Source organism: Microbacterium lushaniae (assembly GCF_008727775.1).
Classification (GTDB): domain Bacteria; phylum Actinomycetota; class Actinomycetes; order Actinomycetales; family Microbacteriaceae; genus Microbacterium; species Microbacterium lushaniae.
This window is the reverse complement of sequence record NZ_CP044232.1, coordinates 3,382,750-3,399,650: the sequence shown is the minus strand read 5'-3', so window position 1 is coordinate 3,399,650 and position 16,901 is coordinate 3,382,750. Positions and strand designations below refer to the sequence as shown.

Annotated in this window: 16 protein-coding genes; 13 read left to right on the top strand and 3 right to left on the bottom strand. The window is 69.3% G+C overall.

Annotated features, from left to right (window positions below):
• The first annotated feature begins 75 nt into the window (after nt 1–75).
• The 13 genes from F6J85_RS16415 to F6J85_RS16355 all read left to right on the top strand — a co-directional run bounded on the left by F6J85_RS16415 (nt 76) and on the right by F6J85_RS16355 (nt 13,619).
• The gene (locus tag F6J85_RS16415) at nt 76–1,146 is read left to right on the top strand and encodes an amidohydrolase family protein (protein WP_150926691.1); all 1,071 of its coding nucleotides are present in this window, start codon (nt 76–78) and stop codon (nt 1,144–1,146) included.
• Complete coding sequence (locus tag F6J85_RS16410; protein WP_191906664.1) at nt 1,143–2,165, top strand: ABC transporter substrate-binding protein; 1,023 nt, start codon at nt 1,143–1,145, stop codon at nt 2,163–2,165. Before F6J85_RS16415 ends, F6J85_RS16410 begins: the two co-directional genes overlap by 4 nt.
• Nucleotides 2,166–2,197: 32 nt before the next feature.
• Nucleotides 2,198–3,010, top strand: a complete 813-nt coding sequence (locus F6J85_RS16405; protein ID WP_150926687.1) for an ABC transporter permease — start codon at nt 2,198–2,200, stop codon at nt 3,008–3,010.
• Nucleotides 3,007–3,837, top strand: a complete 831-nt coding sequence (locus F6J85_RS16400; RefSeq protein ID WP_150918994.1) for an ABC transporter permease — start codon at nt 3,007–3,009, stop codon at nt 3,835–3,837. Before F6J85_RS16405 ends, F6J85_RS16400 begins: the two co-directional genes overlap by 4 nt.
• A gap of 9 nt (nt 3,838–3,846) precedes the next feature.
• Entirely contained in the window at nt 3,847–4,659 is an 813-nt protein-coding gene (locus F6J85_RS16395) for an ABC transporter ATP-binding protein (RefSeq protein WP_150926685.1), read from the top strand.
• A 34-nt stretch (nt 4,660–4,693) separates the two neighbouring features.
• Nucleotides 4,694–6,184 carry an aldehyde dehydrogenase family protein gene (locus tag F6J85_RS16390; protein ID WP_150926683.1) on the top strand — a complete coding sequence of 497 codons (1,491 nt, stop codon included), beginning with the start codon at nt 4,694–4,696 and terminating at the stop codon, nt 6,182–6,184.
• A complete protein-coding gene (locus F6J85_RS16385; protein ID WP_191906663.1) occupies nt 6,181–7,971 on the top strand; it encodes a thiamine pyrophosphate-requiring protein in 1,791 nt (596 codons plus the stop codon). The genes F6J85_RS16390 and F6J85_RS16385 overlap by 4 nt, the downstream gene beginning before the upstream one ends.
• Nucleotides 7,968–9,020, top strand: a complete 1,053-nt coding sequence (locus tag F6J85_RS16380; RefSeq protein WP_150919003.1) for an amidohydrolase family protein — start codon at nt 7,968–7,970, stop codon at nt 9,018–9,020. The genes F6J85_RS16385 and F6J85_RS16380 overlap by 4 nt, the downstream gene beginning before the upstream one ends.
• A 215-nt stretch (nt 9,021–9,235) precedes the next feature.
• Nucleotides 9,236–10,219 (top strand): ABC transporter substrate-binding protein, encoded by a 984-nt coding sequence (locus F6J85_RS16375; RefSeq protein ID WP_150919005.1) that lies wholly within the window; start codon nt 9,236–9,238, stop codon nt 10,217–10,219.
• A gap of 80 nt (nt 10,220–10,299) precedes the next feature.
• Nucleotides 10,300–11,148, top strand: coding sequence for an ABC transporter permease (locus F6J85_RS16370; protein ID WP_150926678.1), 849 nt, complete (start codon nt 10,300–10,302; stop codon nt 11,146–11,148).
• Nucleotides 11,145–11,972: an ABC transporter permease gene (locus F6J85_RS16365; protein WP_150926677.1), complete on the top strand. Its 828-nt coding sequence runs from the start codon at nt 11,145–11,147 to the stop codon at nt 11,970–11,972. Before F6J85_RS16370 ends, F6J85_RS16365 begins: the two co-directional genes overlap by 4 nt.
• The gene (locus F6J85_RS16360; protein WP_150926675.1) at nt 11,965–12,771 is read left to right on the top strand and encodes an ABC transporter ATP-binding protein; all 807 of its coding nucleotides are present in this window, start codon (nt 11,965–11,967) and stop codon (nt 12,769–12,771) included. The genes F6J85_RS16365 and F6J85_RS16360 overlap by 8 nt, the downstream gene beginning before the upstream one ends.
• Complete coding sequence (locus tag F6J85_RS16355; RefSeq protein WP_238706994.1) at nt 12,768–13,619, top strand: PaaX family transcriptional regulator; 852 nt, start codon at nt 12,768–12,770, stop codon at nt 13,617–13,619. Before F6J85_RS16360 ends, F6J85_RS16355 begins: the two co-directional genes overlap by 4 nt.
• A gap of 54 nt (nt 13,620–13,673) precedes the next feature.
• On the opposite strand, the gene F6J85_RS16350 is transcribed toward F6J85_RS16355, so the two are convergent.
• Genes F6J85_RS16350 through F6J85_RS16340 form a run of 3 tightly spaced genes read right to left on the bottom strand, consistent with a single transcriptional unit; the run spans nt 13,674 to nt 16,897 of the window.
• Entirely contained in the window at nt 13,674–15,200 is a 1,527-nt protein-coding gene (locus F6J85_RS16350) for an acyl-CoA synthetase (RefSeq protein ID WP_150926673.1), read from the bottom strand.
• Nucleotides 15,201–15,244: 44 nt separating this feature from the next.
• Complete coding sequence (locus F6J85_RS16345; RefSeq protein WP_150926670.1) at nt 15,245–15,697, bottom strand: MaoC family dehydratase; 453 nt, start codon at nt 15,695–15,697, stop codon at nt 15,245–15,247.
• A gap of 15 nt (nt 15,698–15,712) precedes the next feature.
• Nucleotides 15,713–16,897 (bottom strand): acyl-CoA dehydrogenase family protein, encoded by a 1,185-nt coding sequence (locus F6J85_RS16340; protein WP_420846105.1) that lies wholly within the window; start codon nt 16,895–16,897, stop codon nt 15,713–15,715.
• Nucleotides 16,898–16,901 lie beyond the last annotated feature (4 nt).

Here is a 16,901-nt window from a genome sequence, read left to right as displayed (position 1 = left end):
CAGGTGCCGCGGGTTGGTTGGCTCGGAACCACTCGCGCCGCGACGAAGCGTGCCGAGTCGAAGGGACCAGATTCGATGAAGATCGATGCTTTCTGCCATCTCCTGCCGACCGCGTATGCGGAGCGACTGTTCGCGATCACCGACAGCGCCGTGGCACGCAACATCCAGAAGCGCGTGAGCGGCGTGCCCGCCCTCGTCGATCTGGACGAGCGCTTCCGCGTGATGGACGAGTTCGGACCGGACTACCGACAGATCATCAACACCGCCGCCCCGCCGCTGGACGACCTGGGGCCGCGGGCCCGCACCGCCGAGTTGGCGCGCATCGCCAACGACGGGATGGCCGACCTCGTGGCCCGGCACCCGGACCGCTTCGAGGGATTCTGCGCGGCCGTCGCGCTGGATGACGTCGACAACGCGATCGGCGAGGTGGATCGTGCGTTCGATGAGCTGGGCGCCGTCGGGGTGCAGATCTACACGCACGTCAACGGCGGACCCATGGACCAGGAGCGGTTCTTCCCCTTCTACGAAGCCGTCGCCCGCCGCGGCGAAAAGATGATCCAGGTCCACCCCTGCCGTGACTCCAGCTGGTCGGATTACAAGACCGAGGAACGGTCCAAGTTCGAGATCTGGTGGACGCTGGGCTGGGAGTACGACCTGTCGGCGTTCATGTCGCGGCTGGTGTTCTCCGGCGTCTTCGAACGGCTCCCCGACATCAAGATCCTCATCCACCACGGCGGGGCGATGATCCCGCACTTCGCCGGCAGGGTCGGCCCGGGGTGGGACCAGCTGGGGTCGCGAACTCCGGCGGACCAGGCCGAAGACATCACCGGTTATCCGTTGACGCAGCGGCCCATCGACTACTTCAAGAAGTTCTACGTCGACACGGCGTACTTCGGAGCGGGGGACTCGATGCGCACGGCGATCAAGTTCTTCGGTGTGGATCACACCCTGTTCGGCTCCGACACCCCCTTCGACCCTGAGAAGGGCCCCGGCTACATCCGCGACACGATCGCCAATCTGAACGACATGGACATCCTCACCGACGCCGATCGTGACCGCATCTACAGCGGCAATGTCACGGCGCTGCTCGGGCTGGACAAGGACGCGGCGCCGAGAGCGTCCGTCGAATCGGAGGTTTCACTGTGAACACATCCATCGCGCGCCGGCTCGGCGCCATCGCGCTCGCCGGAATCGTCGCGGCGTCGCTCGCGGCCTGCTCCGGCGGGGACGGCGGAGCAGACGCCGGCGCGGGAGAGGGCGGGGGCGAGCCGGAGAAGGCGTCCCTCACCGTCGCGATCAATCCGTCCACGCAGTTCGCCCCGCTCTACTACGGGCTGCAGGAGGGCATCTTCGAGGAGCACGGGCTGGAACTGGAGATCATCCCGCAGACCGACATCGCCGCCATCGTCTCCGGCCTGGCCAGCGGCACGTATGACGTCGGGTTCGCCACGGTGGTGCACGCGGTGACGGCCAACGCCAACGGAATCCCCATCCGCGCGATCTCCTCCATCGAGGGGCAGATCCAGGAGGACGACGAGGGCACCCTCACCATCGCGTCCGCGGAGTCGGGCATCACCGACTTCGCCGGGCTGGAGGGCAAGCGCGTGGCGACGGTGGGCCTGTCGTCCCACAACACGCTCACGATGTGGGAGCTCGTCGACCGCGCCGGCGGCGACACGGCCTCGATCGAGCTGGTTCAGCTGCCGTTCGGGCAGATGGCCGCCGCGCTGGACAGCGGCGACGTGGATGCGGCGATCATGCAGTGGCCGTTCGCGGCGGAGGCCCTTGCCGCCGGAGGCGTGGAACTGGGCTATAACAACCGCGAACTGTTCGAGGGCACGGCCACGACGCTGTTCAACACGTCGCAGTCCTTCGTGGATCAGAACCCCAACACCGTGCAGGCCTTCGCCGACGCGATGGCCGAGTCCATCGAGGGGGCCAGTGCCGATCCGGAGACAGCGAAGACCGCCCTCGTCGACGGCCTCGGCATCACGGAGGAGCAGGCTGCGGGAGCGCGGTGGAACATCGGTGGCGACCCGGCGCTCAACGTCGACGCGTTCGAGGTGGCCCGCGATCTGCTGGTGAAGTTCAGCACCGACGACTCCGCGAAGGCGGCTCTCGAAGAGCTCGACGTCTCCACGATCGTGTGGCCGGGCGCGCTGTAGGAACCGGCGAGCGGGCGAAGGGAGAAGATGCGATGCTCAGCGCCTCGCGATCCTGGCTGACGTGGACGCTGCCGATCGTCACCGTGGCGGCGGTCCTGCTGGCATGGCAGGCAGTGACCGCCGGTGGCTGGGTGAGCCCGTCGCAGTTCCCCACGATGTCCGACACCATGGTGGCGCTCGGGCGGGAAGTGGCCACCGGCCGGGTGTGGCCGGCGGTCGGCGCCACGCTCGCGGGGTGGGTCATCGGGATGGTGATCACGATCCTGCTGGGTCTGCTCATCGGCACGGCACTGGCTTTCAACGCCTTCGCGCAGCGCAGTGCGGCGCCGGTGATCGAGATCTTCAAGGCGATCCCGGCGATCGCGATCCTTCCGCTGGTGATCCTGATCGCCGGCTCCACCCTGCCCATGAAGGTGTTCCTGGTGTGCTTCGCCGCCTTCTGGCCCTTCCTCATCCAGGTCATCTACGGGGTGCGCTCGATGGACCCGATCGTCCTGGACACCGCGCGCGCCCTCGGGGTGCGTGGTGCGCGCCGGTTCCTCATGGTCAGCGTGCCGAGCGCGTCCCCGTATCTGGTGACGGGGATGCGCATCGCGTCGGCGCAAGCGCTGATCCTGTGCGTCGTCGCCGAGATCGTCGGCGGGGCGGCGGGCATCGGGCGCAACATCCTGCTGGCGCAGAACACCGGAGTGGTGGCGTACCCGACCATGTACGCCTACATCCTGGTGGCGGGGATCCTCGGCATCGCTCTCACGGGGGCCTTCTTCCTCCTCGAGAAGCGGGTCATGCACTGGCACGAATCGCAGCGGAACATCCGTGAATCGAACAAGGTGGGCGCGGCATGAGCAGGATGACCACGAGCCTCGTGCCCACGGTACGGGTCCGCCGGGGGAGCAGTCCCCTGCGCCGAGTGGGGCAGGCGCTCACACCGGTGTGGCTCCCGCTGCTGCTCATCGCCGTGTGGTGGTTCGTCTCCGCCGAGTCGGTGTCGCCGTTCTTCCCCCCGCTCAGCGACATCCTCGTCGACACGTGGGATCAGTGGGTGGTGTTCGGAGCCTGGACCAACGCGGTCGCGAGCCTGCGCAACCTGTTCATCGGCTATCTGCTGGGGACGCTGATCGGCGTCGTCGGGGGCTCGCTGATGTGGCGTCTGAAGTATCTGCGCATGGCGGCCAACCCGATCATCTACTTCCTCTACGTCCTGCCCGCCCCGGCGCTGCTGCCGGCGATGATCGCGATCTTCGGCATCGGCGATGTCCGTCAGATCGCCCTGATCGCGCTCGGATCCATCTGGCCGACGCTTCTGAACACCCTCGACGGCATGCGGGGCATCGACACGGTGAAGTTCGATACGGCCAGGGCGCTGCGGCTGGGCGGATGGCGGACGTACACCAGACTCGTCCTCCCCGGCGCGGCCCCTCAGATCGCGGCGGGACTGCGGGCCAGTCTCACGGTGGGCATCGTCCTGATGGTGGTCAGCGAGATGGTCGCCGCCAACTCCGGGATCGGGGTTTTCATCCTCCAAGCACAGGCGGAGTTCGCGATCAAGAAGATGTGGACCGGCATCCTGGTCCTCGCCTTCATCGGGACCGCCCTCAACTACCTGTTCGTCTTCGTCGAGCGCCGCGCCCTCCGCTGGTACTACCGGTCGCGCGCCCTCGGATCGTCGTAAGGAACCCTCATGTCTGCATCAGCCGTTTCCACTCCCACTGCCACCGAGACCGTTCTCGCCGTCGACGGGCTTCGCAAGATCTACAACGAGGGCACCGCGCAGGCCAACATGGCCATCGACTCGGTCTCCTTCCACGTCGACAAGGGTGAGTTCGTCTGCATCGTCGGACCCAGCGGTGCCGGCAAGACGACGCTTCTGCGCTGCATCTCGGGGCTGGCCTCCCCCAGCGCGGGGTCGGTGACCTTCGAAGGTCGCCCGCTCACACAGGTGCCCGAGCAGCTGGGCCTGGTGTTCCAGGACTACAGCCGCTCGCTGTACCCGTGGATGACGAACGGGGAGAACGTCGCGCTGCCCCTGTCCGCCCGTGGGCTGTCTCGCGCCGAGCGTGCCAGCCGCGTCACGGAGACCCTGCACAGCGTGGGCTTGGGGCATGTGGAGCGGAAGTACCCCTGGGAGCTGTCCGGCGGGATGCAGCAGCGGGTCGCGATCGCGCGCGCCCTGTCGTACCGGCCTGAGCTCCTCCTCATGGACGAGCCCTTCGCATCCGTGGACGCCCAGACCCGGTTCGACCTGGAGGACCTCATCCTCAGGGTGCGCGAGGACCTCGGCATCACGGTCGTCCTCGTGACGCACGACATCGACGAGGCGATCTACCTCAGCGACCGCATCATCGTCCTCTCCAAGAACCCGAGCATCGTCCGCGAAGTGGTCGACGTCGGTCTGGGTAGCGAACGGAGCCAGGTCGAGACGCGGGCGAGCGAGCAGTTCCTGGCGCTGCGGCGGCACCTGATGTCACTGGTGATGCCGAAGGACGCGTCGTGAGTGTCGCGGCAGGCGAACGACGGAAGGACGAGCGATGACAATGGTCGACGAGAAGGCAGCGGGGCCGGTGTTCGGTCATCTGATCGCCGGTGCAGAGCGGTCGGGAGAGCGCACGTTCGAGGTGCACAACCCCAGCCGGACCTCGGAGGTGGTCGGGGTGGTGGCCGACGGGACGGCCGCCGATGCCGTCGCTGCGGTGGAGGGCGCCGTTTCGGCTGCCACCGCCTGGGCGGCGACCTCCGTGACCGAACGGGCGGAGCGCCTGCTGCGGATCGCCGACGCGATCGACGCTCATGCCGCCCGCCTCATCGACCTGGCCACCCGTGAGAACGGGAGCGTGGTCTCGACCATCCGCCGCGAGGTCGCCGCCGCTGCCGAGTCGTTCCGCCTTGTCGCGGCCTACCTGCCGGCTGTCCTGGAGCCGACGGCCGTCGACGGGGCGGGCGCCGGGGAGTTCGTGCGGGTCGAGCGGCGCCCCTACGGCGTCGTGGCCTGCATCGTGCCCTGGAACGCGCCCGTCCTGCTGACGGCGAACAAACTGGCCCCCGCGATCGCCGCGGGCAACGCCGTGGTGCTCAAGCCCTCGCCGTTCGCGCCGCTCGCGGTGTCGCTCCTGGCAGGCCTGGCCGCTGCGGAACTCCCGCCGGGCGTCGTCAACATCGTCAACGGCGACGCCGACGTCGTGCGTGCGCTGCTCGCGGACCGCCGCGTCCGGAAGGTCTCGTTCACGGGCGGCGGGGCGACGGCGCGGCACATCATGCGACAGGCGTCTGAGTCCCTCCTGCCGGTGCACCTCGAGCTGGGAGGCAACGATCCTGCCGTCGTGCTGGAGGATGCGGATCTCGCCCACACGGCCGAGCGCATCGCACTGTCGGCTTACCGGCGCGCGGGTCAGGTCTGCTTCGCCACGAAACGCGTGTACGTACCGCGCAGCATCGCCGAGGAGTTCCGCGGCCTGCTCGTGCAGAGCGTGGATCGCATGGTCGTCGGGGATGCCTCCGACGAGCGGGCCGACATGGGGCCGGTCAACAACGCAGGCCAGTTCGAGCGGGTGCAGGCGCTGCTGGAACGCACGCGCGCGGCGGGACGTGACGTCCGCGTGCTCGGGTCGCAACTCGACCCCGCCAGGTGGGCGGACGGGTATTTCCTGCTCCCCGCCCTCGTCCTCGACGCACGACACGACGACGAGGTGGTCCGAGAAGAGCAGTTCGGGCCGATCCTCCCCGTCATCGAGTGCGATGACGAGGAGCAGGCCATCGCTCTGGCCAACGACACCGACTACGGCCTGTGCTCCTCGGTGTGGTCGCGCTCGCCCGAGCGCGCGCTCGCCGTCGCGGACCGGCTCGAAGCCGGAGTGACGTTCGTCAACAGTGCGATGTTCTCCGCGACAGGCACGCGGGAGATTCCGATGGGCGGCTGGAAGCAGAGCGGGATCGGCTGGGAGGGCTCGCCCCACGGCATCGACGAGTACCTGCAGTTCCACAGCGTCGACGTGCAGGCGCTGCCTGCGCGTGGTGCGGCGTGAGCGGTGCGGAGCGTTCGGCCGGACACCTGATCGTCGACGCGCTGCGCCAGGCGGGTGTCACGCACCTCTTCGCGAACTTCGGCAGCGACCACCCCGCGATCATCGAGGCGCTCGCAGCCGACCGTGAGGCCGGGATCGACTCTCCCGCGGTCATCCTGTGCCCGCACGAGTACACCGCGCTGAGTGCCGCCCACGGCTATGCGGCCGTGACGGGCAAGCCCCAGGCGGTCTTCGTGCACACCGATGTCGGAACGGCCAACCTCGGCGGCGCGGTCCACAATGCCGCGCGCTCGCGGGTGCCGGTGTTCATCTTCGCGGGGCTTACGCCCTACACCCTGGAGGGTGAGCTGCCGGGGAGCCGGAACTCCTTCGTCAACCACCTTCAGGACGTCCCTGACCAGCACGGCATCGTGCGGCCGTACGTCAAGTGGAGCTACGACATCCGCACCGCCGCCAACGTCCCGCAGATCGTGCACCGATCTCTGCAGGTGGCTCGCAGCGCACCCGCCGGCCCGGTCTATGTGACCGCGGCGCGGGAGGTGCTCGCCGAACGGGCGCCCGACCCGCGTCTGGAGGTGGCGCAGTGGCGGCCCGTCGAGCCGTCTCCGGCGCCCGCGGATGCGGTGGACGATCTGTTCGCCGCCCTGTCTGGGGCGGAGCGGCCGGTCGTCATCACCACGTATCTCGGCCGATCGCACGGCGCCGTGGGGGCTCTCGTCCGGGTGGCGGAGAGACTCGGGGTGGCCGTCATCGAGCACAACGCCGAAGTCGTCAATTTCCCGCGCGACCATCCGCTGCACGCCGGCGACGATCCGCACCGGGTGATCGCCGACGCCGACGTCATCCTCGCGATCGACACCGACGTGCCGTGGGTGGACGCGATCAGAACGCCCCGCAGCGGCGCCTCGGTCTTCGTGGTGAACGAAGACCCGCTCCAGGAATCGCTTCCCCTCTGGTACGTGCGCGCCGATCGCTTCATCCGCGCCGACAGCGCACTCGTCCTCGCTCAGCTGGAGGAGCGGTGCGCTCCCACGCCCGATGGCCTCGCCACGCGGCGCGCTGAGACGGCCGCAGAGGACAGCCTCGCGCTTCGGCGAGCGTGGGCCGAGGAGGCGGATGCGGACATCCAGGCCGATCGCCTCACGCCCGCCAGTGTGTCCGCCACGCTCTCCGGACTGCTCGACGACGACACGATCGTCGTCAACGAAGCCATCTCGGCGGCGCCCACGGTCTGGAAGCACCTTCCCCGCCGGCTGCCGGGAACCCTCTACGGCAATCGCGGCACATCGCTGGGGTGGTCCGGCGGTGGAGCGTTGGGAGTCAAGCTCGCCGCACCCGAACGCACCGTCGTCAGCATCGTCGGCGACGGGACCTTCTTCTTCAGCGTCCCCTCTTCCACCTACTGGGTCGCCCACCGCTACGGGCTGCCCGTGCTCACGGTCGTCCTCGACAACGGCGGCTGGAACGCGACCAAACGCAACGTCGAGCGGATCCACCCCGACGGGATCGCCGTCCGTTCCGATCGCTACTGGGTCAACCTCCAGCAGAGTGCCGACTTCGGCGGCATCGCCGCCGCGGCCGGGGAGGCATGGGGTGCGATCGTCTCCGACCTCAGCATGTTGGAGGGCGCTCTCCGCGCGGGACTGGAGCGAGTGCGGGCTGGGATCTCGGCGGTCGTGACCGTCCGGATGGAACCGATCTCCAGCCAGCCCGACGAGCCCGTTTCCACCGAAGCCCACTCCCACGCGTCACAGCACACCCACTCGAGCCCGGAAGGACACCGATGAGCATCGCCGACGAACCACGTCCCTATCTCCGCATCGCCACGGAGGAGGCATGGGCGCCGCCGGAGATGTTCGACCTGTATCGCCGGCACCTGTCCGACGGGACCATCCGCGACATCGGCTTCTCCAGCCTGGTGGGGTACTTCCTCGGCTCATCCCACCCGCAGCCGCGGGCCGTCGTCGAGCGCCTGCAGGACGCGGCGGAGGGGCGGATCGCCGACATGGATGCGAGCGGGATCGACCACCAGGTGCTCGCGCTCACCGCCCCCGGCACCCAGGTCCTGGACGCCGAGGAGGGCATGGGAGTCGCACGGTTGGCGAACGACCGGCTCTCGGCGATCTGCCGGGCGAACCCGACACGATTCTCCGCGCTGGCCGCGGTGTCGTACGAAGACGTCGATGCGGCTGTCGCCGAGGTGCGCCGGGCCGTGACCGAGTTGGGCCTGAAGGGCCTGATCCTCAACGATCACATCCGTGGCTCGCACATCGACCACCCGCGGTTCGCGCCGATCCTCGCCGAGCTCGAGGCGCTGGATGTGCCGCTGTACCTGCACCCGAACACGCCGCCGGACAGCATGATCCAGCCGTATCACGAGGCGGGGCTCGACGGTGCGGTGTACGGCTTCGGCGCGAGCGCGGGCCTGCACCTGCTGAGGATCATCACGTCGGGCGTCCTCGACCGTCACCCGAATCTGCGACTGGTCGTGGGGCACCTCGGTGAGGGGCTGCCCTTCTGGCTGCACCGCATCGACCACATGCACGCGAAGCAGGTCGCGTCCGGCCGCTACGAGCAGATCAAGCCGCTGCGCCAGCGCCCGTCGGAGTACTTCTCGACGAACATCTGGCTCACCACATCGGGCATGCCCTGGGCCCCGGCGATCATGTTCACGCGTGATGTGGTGGGGGCCGACCGCGTCATGTACGCGATGGACTATCCCTACCAATTCGACGCCGCGGAGGTCGCCGCGCAGGATGCGCTGCCCATCAGTGACGAGGAGAAGGCCGCCTTCTTCGAACTCATCGCGAGGCGCGTCTTCGCGCTCGATTTCTGAGTTCCCCCTCCCCTGCGGCACGGGGAAGAGCGCCTCGTTATTCAATCGTTTCGTGACGGGCGTCACGAAACGCTTGACAATCGCCGGACGGCGCAACAGGATCACAGGTGTCGACACACGGTCGTGCCGATCCCGCATACGGGAACGGGGCTCGCGTCCGCGTCGACGCCTACCCGTCCATGAGCTCGCGCTCACTGTTGTGAAGAGGTCCGTCAATGAAGAAGGCTCTTGCTGCCGCCGCACTGGGTGCGGCCGCCGTTCTCGTCCTGAGCGGATGCACCGACTCCGCCGCGCCCGAAGGATCCGCCGACCCGAGCGAGGGCTCGTCGGGAGAACTCACCCCGGTGCGCGTCGCGGCGCTGCCCATCGCGGAGACCGGCGCCCTGTGGGCGGCGATCGACGAGGGGATCTTCGAAGAGCACGGCCTCGACATCGAGGTCGTCCCGGCTCAGGGTGGTGCCAACGCGATCCCGGCCCTGCTCAGCGGTGACATCCAGTTCGCGATCGGCCAGCCCTTCGGCCCGATCCGCGCCGATCTGCAGGACCTCGGCGTCGTGGTCGTCGGCGACTACGCCAACAGCCTGGACGAGGGCACCGACGTCAACGCCGTCGTCGCGTCCGCCGATTCCGGCATCACGCGTCCGGCCGACCTCGCCGGCAAGAAGGTCTCGGTCAACACCATCGGCGCCGCCGGTGACCTCACCATCCGCAAGGCCGTGGAGGACGACGGCGGCGATCCCTCGACGATCGAGTTCGTCGAGGTCGCCTTCCCCGACGTCCCGGCCCAGCTGGAGGCGGGCACGATGGATGCCGCATGGGTCCCCGACCCGTTCCGCGGCATGATCCTCGGCGAGGGTGGCGTGTCGGTCGTCCAGCCCTACCAGGTGACCATCCCGGGCCTGACAGTGCTGACCAACATCACCACCCAGGAGATGCTCGACAACGACGCCGAGCTCGTGGAGTCCTACTCCGCAGCCATGGAAGAGGCGCTGGCCTGGGCCAACGACAACGAGGAGGCGGTCCGCGACGCGATCGCCACCAACCTCGAGATCCCGGCGGAGGCCGCGGCCGGCATCACGCTGCCGGTCTTCACGTGGGAACTGACGATCGAGGACATCCAGACGCTGGGCGAAATGGCCGTGACCTTCGGCTACATCGACGCGGAGCCGGACTACGACCGGCTGATCCAGCAGCAGTAACAGCGGCGGGGCGGGATGCCGCGGCTCGCGCCATCCCGCCCCGCCCCTGTTCCGCCTGCCGTCCCGATCGAAGGGCCCCCATGGATCTCGCCTACTCTCCGCCCGCCGCGGTGACCCACCCCGCGCCGGCTAGCGCACCCCAGCGCAGCCGCCGACGCGGAATGCGCAAGCTCGTGCTGGGCTTCGCCGGCATTCTCGGCTTCCTCCTGACGTGGCAGCTGCTGCCCACCGTCGGCATCGTGAACCCCGCCTACTTCCCGACCGCGACCGACACGATCGCGCAGCTGTTCGTCCAGTTCCAGGATCTGGAGTTCTGGCGCAACGTCGGACGCACCCTCACCGCGTGGGGGCTGGGACTGCTGATCGCCACGGTGCTCGCGGTGGTCCTGGGGACCGTCATCGGCCTGGTGCCGTTCCTGCGCCGCGCGACGCACACCACGGTGGAGTTCCTGCGTCCCATCCCCTCCGTGGCGCTCATCCCGCTGGCGATCCTGGTGTTCGGATATCAGCTGCAGTCGGCCCTGCTGATCATCGTGTTCGCCAGCTTCTGGCAGGTCTTCATCCAGGTGCTCTACGGCGTCGCCGACGTCGACACGGTGGCCCGCGACACCGCCCGCAGCTTCGGGCTCACGCGCGGCTCGCGCATCGTCAACCTCGTCTTCCCCACCGCGCTGCCCTACCTCATGACGGGCCTGCGCCTGGCGGCGACGGTCGCGCTCATCCTGGCCATCACGGCGGAGATGTTCATCAACAACCCCGGCATCGGGCGCGTGCTGATGCTCGCCCAGGCCGGCGGGCAGTGGACGACGGTGTACGCCCTGGTGATCGTCACCGGGTTGCTCGGGCTCGTCATCAACCTCATCTTCCGGGTCATCGAGCGCCGCTCGCTGTCGTGGCACCAGTCCGTCCGCGGGGAGGAAGTCCTGTGAGCGCCCTCTACACGAGCACCGTCGTCACGCCGCGCCGCCGGTCGCGCACGTGGACCAAGCTCGGCCAGAACACCGCCTTCGCCCTCGGCCTTCCCCTCCTCCTGCTGGTGATCTGGGGGCTGTGGTCCACGGTCGCCTCGGCACGGTTCTTCCCAGGTCCGCTCGTGATCCTGGACGCCTTCATCAGCACGTGGATCGGTCCCGCCTTCTTCGCCGACGTCCTGCCCAGCCTCGGCCGGCTCGCGATCGGCACCGTGCTGGCGGTGGCCATCGGCATCGCCGCCGGCACCGTGATCGGGCTCGTCCCGTGGTTGCGGGAACTCCTCGAGCCGGTCTTCGAGTTCTTCCGGGCGGTCCCCCCGCCCGTGCTCATCCCGATCGTCGCCGTGCTGGTGGGCGCCAACGACCTCATGAAGGTCGTGGTCATCGTGACGGGGGCCATGTGGCCGGTGCTGCTGAACACGATCGAGGGGGTGCGCTCGACCGACTCGGTCATGACCGAGACCGCCCGTTCGTTCGCCCTGACGCGGGGGGAGCGACTGCGCTACCTCGTGCTGCCCGCCGCGAGCCCGCGCATCATGGCCGGTGTGCGGCAGTGCCTGTCGATCGCCCTGATCCTCATGGTGATCTCGGAGATGTTCTTCTCGTCGTCCGGTCTGGGGTTCCAGATCGTCTACTTCCAGCGCAACTACCTCATCGCCGAGATGTGGGGCGGCATCGTGCTGCTCGGGCTCATCGGCGTGCTGCTCGCGGTGATCTTCGGGTTCGCCGAGCGCCGGGTGCTGCGCTGGTACCACGGAATCAAGGAGGTCGAGCATGCCTGAGACGCTGCTCAAGGTTGAGCACCTGAAGAAGGTCTACGAGTCGTCCACGGGCGATGTCGAAGCCATCGGCGACATCAGCTTCACGATGAACGCCGGCGAGCTGGTGTGCATCGTGGGGCCCTCCGGATGCGGCAAGACGACGCTGCTCAAGTGCGTCGCCGGGCTCCTGCGACCCACCGCAGGCGTGGTCGAACTCGACGGCAAGAAGGTCACCGGCCCGCCGCCGAACATGGCGCTGGTGTTCCAGGAGTATGGGCGGAGCCTCTACCCGTGGCTGACCGTGCGGGGCAACGTCGAGCTTCCGCTCAAGCACAAGAAGCTGAGCCGCGCCGAGCGCGACGGCCTGATCGACGACGCCCTGCAGGCGGTCGGGCTCGACCACGCAGCCAAGAGCTACCCGTGGCAGTTGTCGGGCGGCATGCAGCAGCGCGTGGCGATCGCCCGCGCGGTCGCGTACCAGCCCGAGGTCCTCATCATGGACGAGCCGTTCGCCGCCGTCGACGCGCAGACGCGCGCCGACCTGGAGGACCTCGTGCGCGCCCTGCACCGCGACCGCGGGATGTCGATCATGTTCGTCACGCACGATATCGACGAGTCGGTGTACCTGGGTGAGCGGGTCATCGTCCTGTCGAAGTCGCCCACGTGGGTGCAGGAAGACCTCGCGATCGACCTCGCCCCCGAGCGCGACCAGATCACCACGCGCGCGCTGCCCCGCTTCACCGAACTCCGCACGCACGTGTACGAGCAGATCCAGCGCGCCAAGCGCGGTGAGGCCATCCGCCCGGGGACGCCGGCGTGACCACCACGGCGGCCGCGACCGCAAGCGCGGGCGGGGCTGCCGGTGGGCCGGTCATGATCCGCAAGCCGCGCCAGCTGCTGCTCGCCTTCTTCGGCGAGTACGTGTGCGACCGCTATTTCCAGCCGCTGCGCACGAGCGTGCTGCTCACGGTGCTCGAGGGCGCAGGGGTGGCCGCGTCGGCGGTGCGCACGAACCTCGACCGGATGGTGCACAGCGGGCTGCTCGAGCGGCGCCGCCTCGGCCGCGAGATCGCCTTCGAACTGACGCCCCACGGCATCGAGGTCCTGCGGGAGGCGTCCGGCCGCGTCAACGGCCCTGCGCCGTTCGAGCCGAAGGGGGAGGGGTGGACGCTGGTGACCTTCAGCGTCCCCGAGCACATGCGCACGCTCCGCCACCGCCTGCGTGCGGCTCTGACGTGGTCGGGCTTCGCCCTGGTGCGCGACGGACTGTGGATCGCGCCCGGAGAGGTGGATCTCGCGGCCGCGATGGATGCGATCATCCCCGACCTGCCGCCCGGGTCGGTCAACGCCTTCGCCGCGAGCGAGCTGCCCGGGTTCCCGATGGACGAGGCGGTCCGCGCGGCGTGGGACGTCGAGGGGATCCGCCGCGCGCACGAGGAATTCGCCGCGCGGTGGGAGAGTCACGGCGAGGGGGATGAGTCGCATCCCCTGTCCACGCGCGTGCTGCTGGTCGCCGACTGGCTCGCGCTCCTGCGCGCCGACCCGCGTCTTCCGCGGCAGTACATGGACGCCGACTGGCCCGCCGACCGCTCGTTCGAGCTGTTCCAGCGCCGTCATCGCGAGTTCGCCTTCCCCGCCGTGCGGGACTTCGCGAACCTCGTCGGCTGACGCGCCGTCGGTCGCATCCAGCCGCACGGTTCTGCTGTACGCGGCTGGAAACCGCTACACGCGCGGCGTGTACCGGGCGCGCAGGTCGCCCTTGCGCACCTTGCCCGACGCGGTGCGCGGCAGCTCGTCCACGACGATCGCGTTCTTGGGGATCTTGTATCGGGCGATCTTGCCGTCCAGGTGCGCGCGGACCGCCTCGGTGTCGACGGATGCGCCCTCCCGGACGGTCAGCACCGCCCATGGAACTTCGCCCCACCGCTCGTCCGGGACCCCGATCACGGCGACGCCGGTGACGTGCTCGATGTCGCTGAGCAGGTTCTCGACTTCGGCGGGATAGATGTTCTCGCCGCCGGAGATGATCATGTCCTTGAGGCGGTCGGCGATGAAGAGGTAGCCCTCGCCGTCGAGGTAGCCGAGGTCGCCCGATCGGAACCAGCCGTCGGCCGTGAAGGCGTCGGTGCTCGCCTCGGGCAGCCCGTGGTAGCCGAGGAACACGTTCGGTCCCGAGATCTCGATCTCGCCCACGGTTCCCCGCGGCACCATCGCGCCGTGCTCGTCGGCGATCCGCACGTCGGTGAAGAAGTGCGGGACGCCCACGCTGCCCTGCTTCGCCCGTGTCATGTGCGGCGCCAGCGACGTCGCGCCGGGGGATGTCTCGGTCATGCCGTAGCCCTGTGAGAACGACAGGCCGCGCTCCTCGTACGCGTTGAGGATGCGCGTGGGCACCGCCGAACCGCCGCACGTGAGCTTCGCGAGGGTCGAGAGGTCGGTGGCCGCCCACTCCGGGTGATCGGCCATGAGCTGGTACGTGGTGGGGACTCCGCTGAGCATCGTGACGCCGTGGCGCTGGATCTGCGCGAGGGCGCTGCCCGGCTCGAACCCCTTCTCCAGCACGATGGTGGCGCCCTTGAGGATCACCGGCAGGGCGCCCATCCCGAGCGAGGCGACGTGGAAGAGGGGGGAGATCATGAGCGCCACGTCGGTGGAGACGACGTCGTAGTCCACGATGCAGTTCATGGAGACCCACGTCAGGTTGCCGTGACTGAGGACCGCGCCCTTGGGCCGCCCGGTGGTGCCCGACGTGTAGATGATCGCGGCCGGATCCCCCAGCTCCACGTCGGCGTCGGCGTGGCCCCCGGACGCGCCGCGCAGTGCGGGCGCCAGGCCGGCGGCATCCGCGCTCCCCTCCCCGGTCACCAGGACGTGGGCGATCCGCGCGGCCTGGACCCCGGGTGCAACGCGCTCGGTGAACTCGGGGTCGTGGATCAGCGCCACGGCCTCCGAGTCGGTCAGCACGTGGGTGACCTCGGGGGGCGCGAGCCGGGTGTTGACGGGGACGAACACGGCGCCCAGCTGCACGGTGCCGAACAGCACCTGCAGGAACTCGGGGCTGTTCTCGCCGAGATAGGCGACCCGGTCGCCCTTGCCGACGCCGCGCTGGCGCAACACCGCCGACACGCGGTCGGCGGCGTCGGCCAGCTGGCGATACGTCGTCTCGTGCCCGTCGAAGACGAGCGCCGTCTTCTCCGGCGACTTCAGTCGCCGCTTGGTCATCCAGGAGCCGAGGCCGTGGTTGTGCATGGAACTCTCCGTCGAGTTGCTCGGCGCCCCGAGGGGCGCACGGGTCAGGCGTAGAAGCGGTACAGGCCTCGTGCGACGATGGCGGGCTTGGAGCCGCCCTCGATCTCGATGGTCTGGTCGACGGCGAACTGGTAGCCGCCGGCCACCTCGGTCACCTCGGCGATGACGGCGTTCATGCGCACGCGCGCGCCGACCTTCACGGGGGAGACGAAGCGCACCTTGTCGAGGCCGTAGTTGACCTTCGTGGTGACGCCCTCGAGGTCGAACAGCTCCGACCAGAACTTCACCGTCAGCGACAGCGACAGGAAGCCGTGCGCGATGGGGGCGCCGAAGGGGCCGGATGCGGCGCGAGCCGGGTCGACGTGGATCCACTGGTGGTCGTCGGTGGCGTCGGCGAAGAGGTTCACGCGATCCTGCGTGACCTCGAGCCACTCCGACCAGCCCAGGTCGGTGCCGGCGAGGCTCGGAGCGTCGGCGTATGCGGCGATGGTGGTCATGGTGTTGCCTTTCGATCAGAGGAATGCGGACACGCCGGTGAGGGCGCGGCCGACGATGAGGGAGTTGATCTCGTGCGTGCCCTCGTAGGAGTAGACGGCTTCGGCGTCGGCGAAGAATCGCGCGACGTCGTTCTCGAGGAGGATGCCGTTGCCGCCGACGACCTCACGCGCCAGGGCGACGGTCTCGCGCGCGAGCCGTGCGGTCTGCAACTTGGCGAGGGCGGAGTTCTCGTCGAGGTACTCGCCGGCGTCCTGGCGCGCCGACAGCTGGACGATCATGCCCAGCGACGAGGTGAGGTTCGCCAGCATCCGCGCCAGCTTCTCCTGCACCAGCTGGAACCCGCCGACGGGACGGCCGAACTGCTCGCGCTCGCGCACGTAGCGGACGGCCGCGTCCAGCGCGCCCGCCTGCAGGCCCGCCGCGATCCACGCGACGTCCGAACGCATGACGCGCAGGATGCGGGCCACGTCGGCCCAGCCGTTCACCTGCAGCAAGCGGGCCGACGCCGGCACCCGGACGCCGTCGAGGGTGACCACGGCGTTCTGCATGGGGCGCAGCGACACCTTGCCGGTGATGGTGCGCAGCCCGACGCCATCGGCGGTGCGCGGCACGAGGAAGGCCTTGATCAGTGCGTCTGCGGTGTCGCGGGCGAAAACGGTGAGCACGTCGGCCGTGTCCGCTCCGCCGATCCAGCGCTTCTGGCCGTCGATGACCCAGTCGTCGCCGTCGCGGCGAGCGGTCGTGGCGAGCCCGCCGGCGATGTCGGAGCCGTGCCCCGGCTCGGTGAGGGCGAAGACGCCGGCGAGGTCGAACGAGCGGATGCGGGGGTCGAGCTCCGCCGCCTGTTCGGGCGACCCGCCGTGCCGGACGGTGGCGCGGAACAGCCCCGACTGGGCGTTGTAGAGCGTCGCGACGGAGACGTCGGTGCGGGCCAGGACGTAGTTGCGGAAACCGGAGAACATGCTCGACGCCGCCTCCGCGGCATCCACGCCCTGCGGCTGCATGAGATCCAGGGGGACGAGGGCCTCGAGGATCGCCGGCGGCATGGTCGCCGATTCCCACGCGTCCGCCAGCAGCGGCCGCACCTGCTCGTCGAGCACGCTCTGCAGTCCGCGCAGCGCGTCCCGGGCGGGCGCGCTCAGATGCGTCGGCGCGAACCCGAACGGGTCGATGCCGAACGTCGCGTCGCTGGTCAGCACGGGA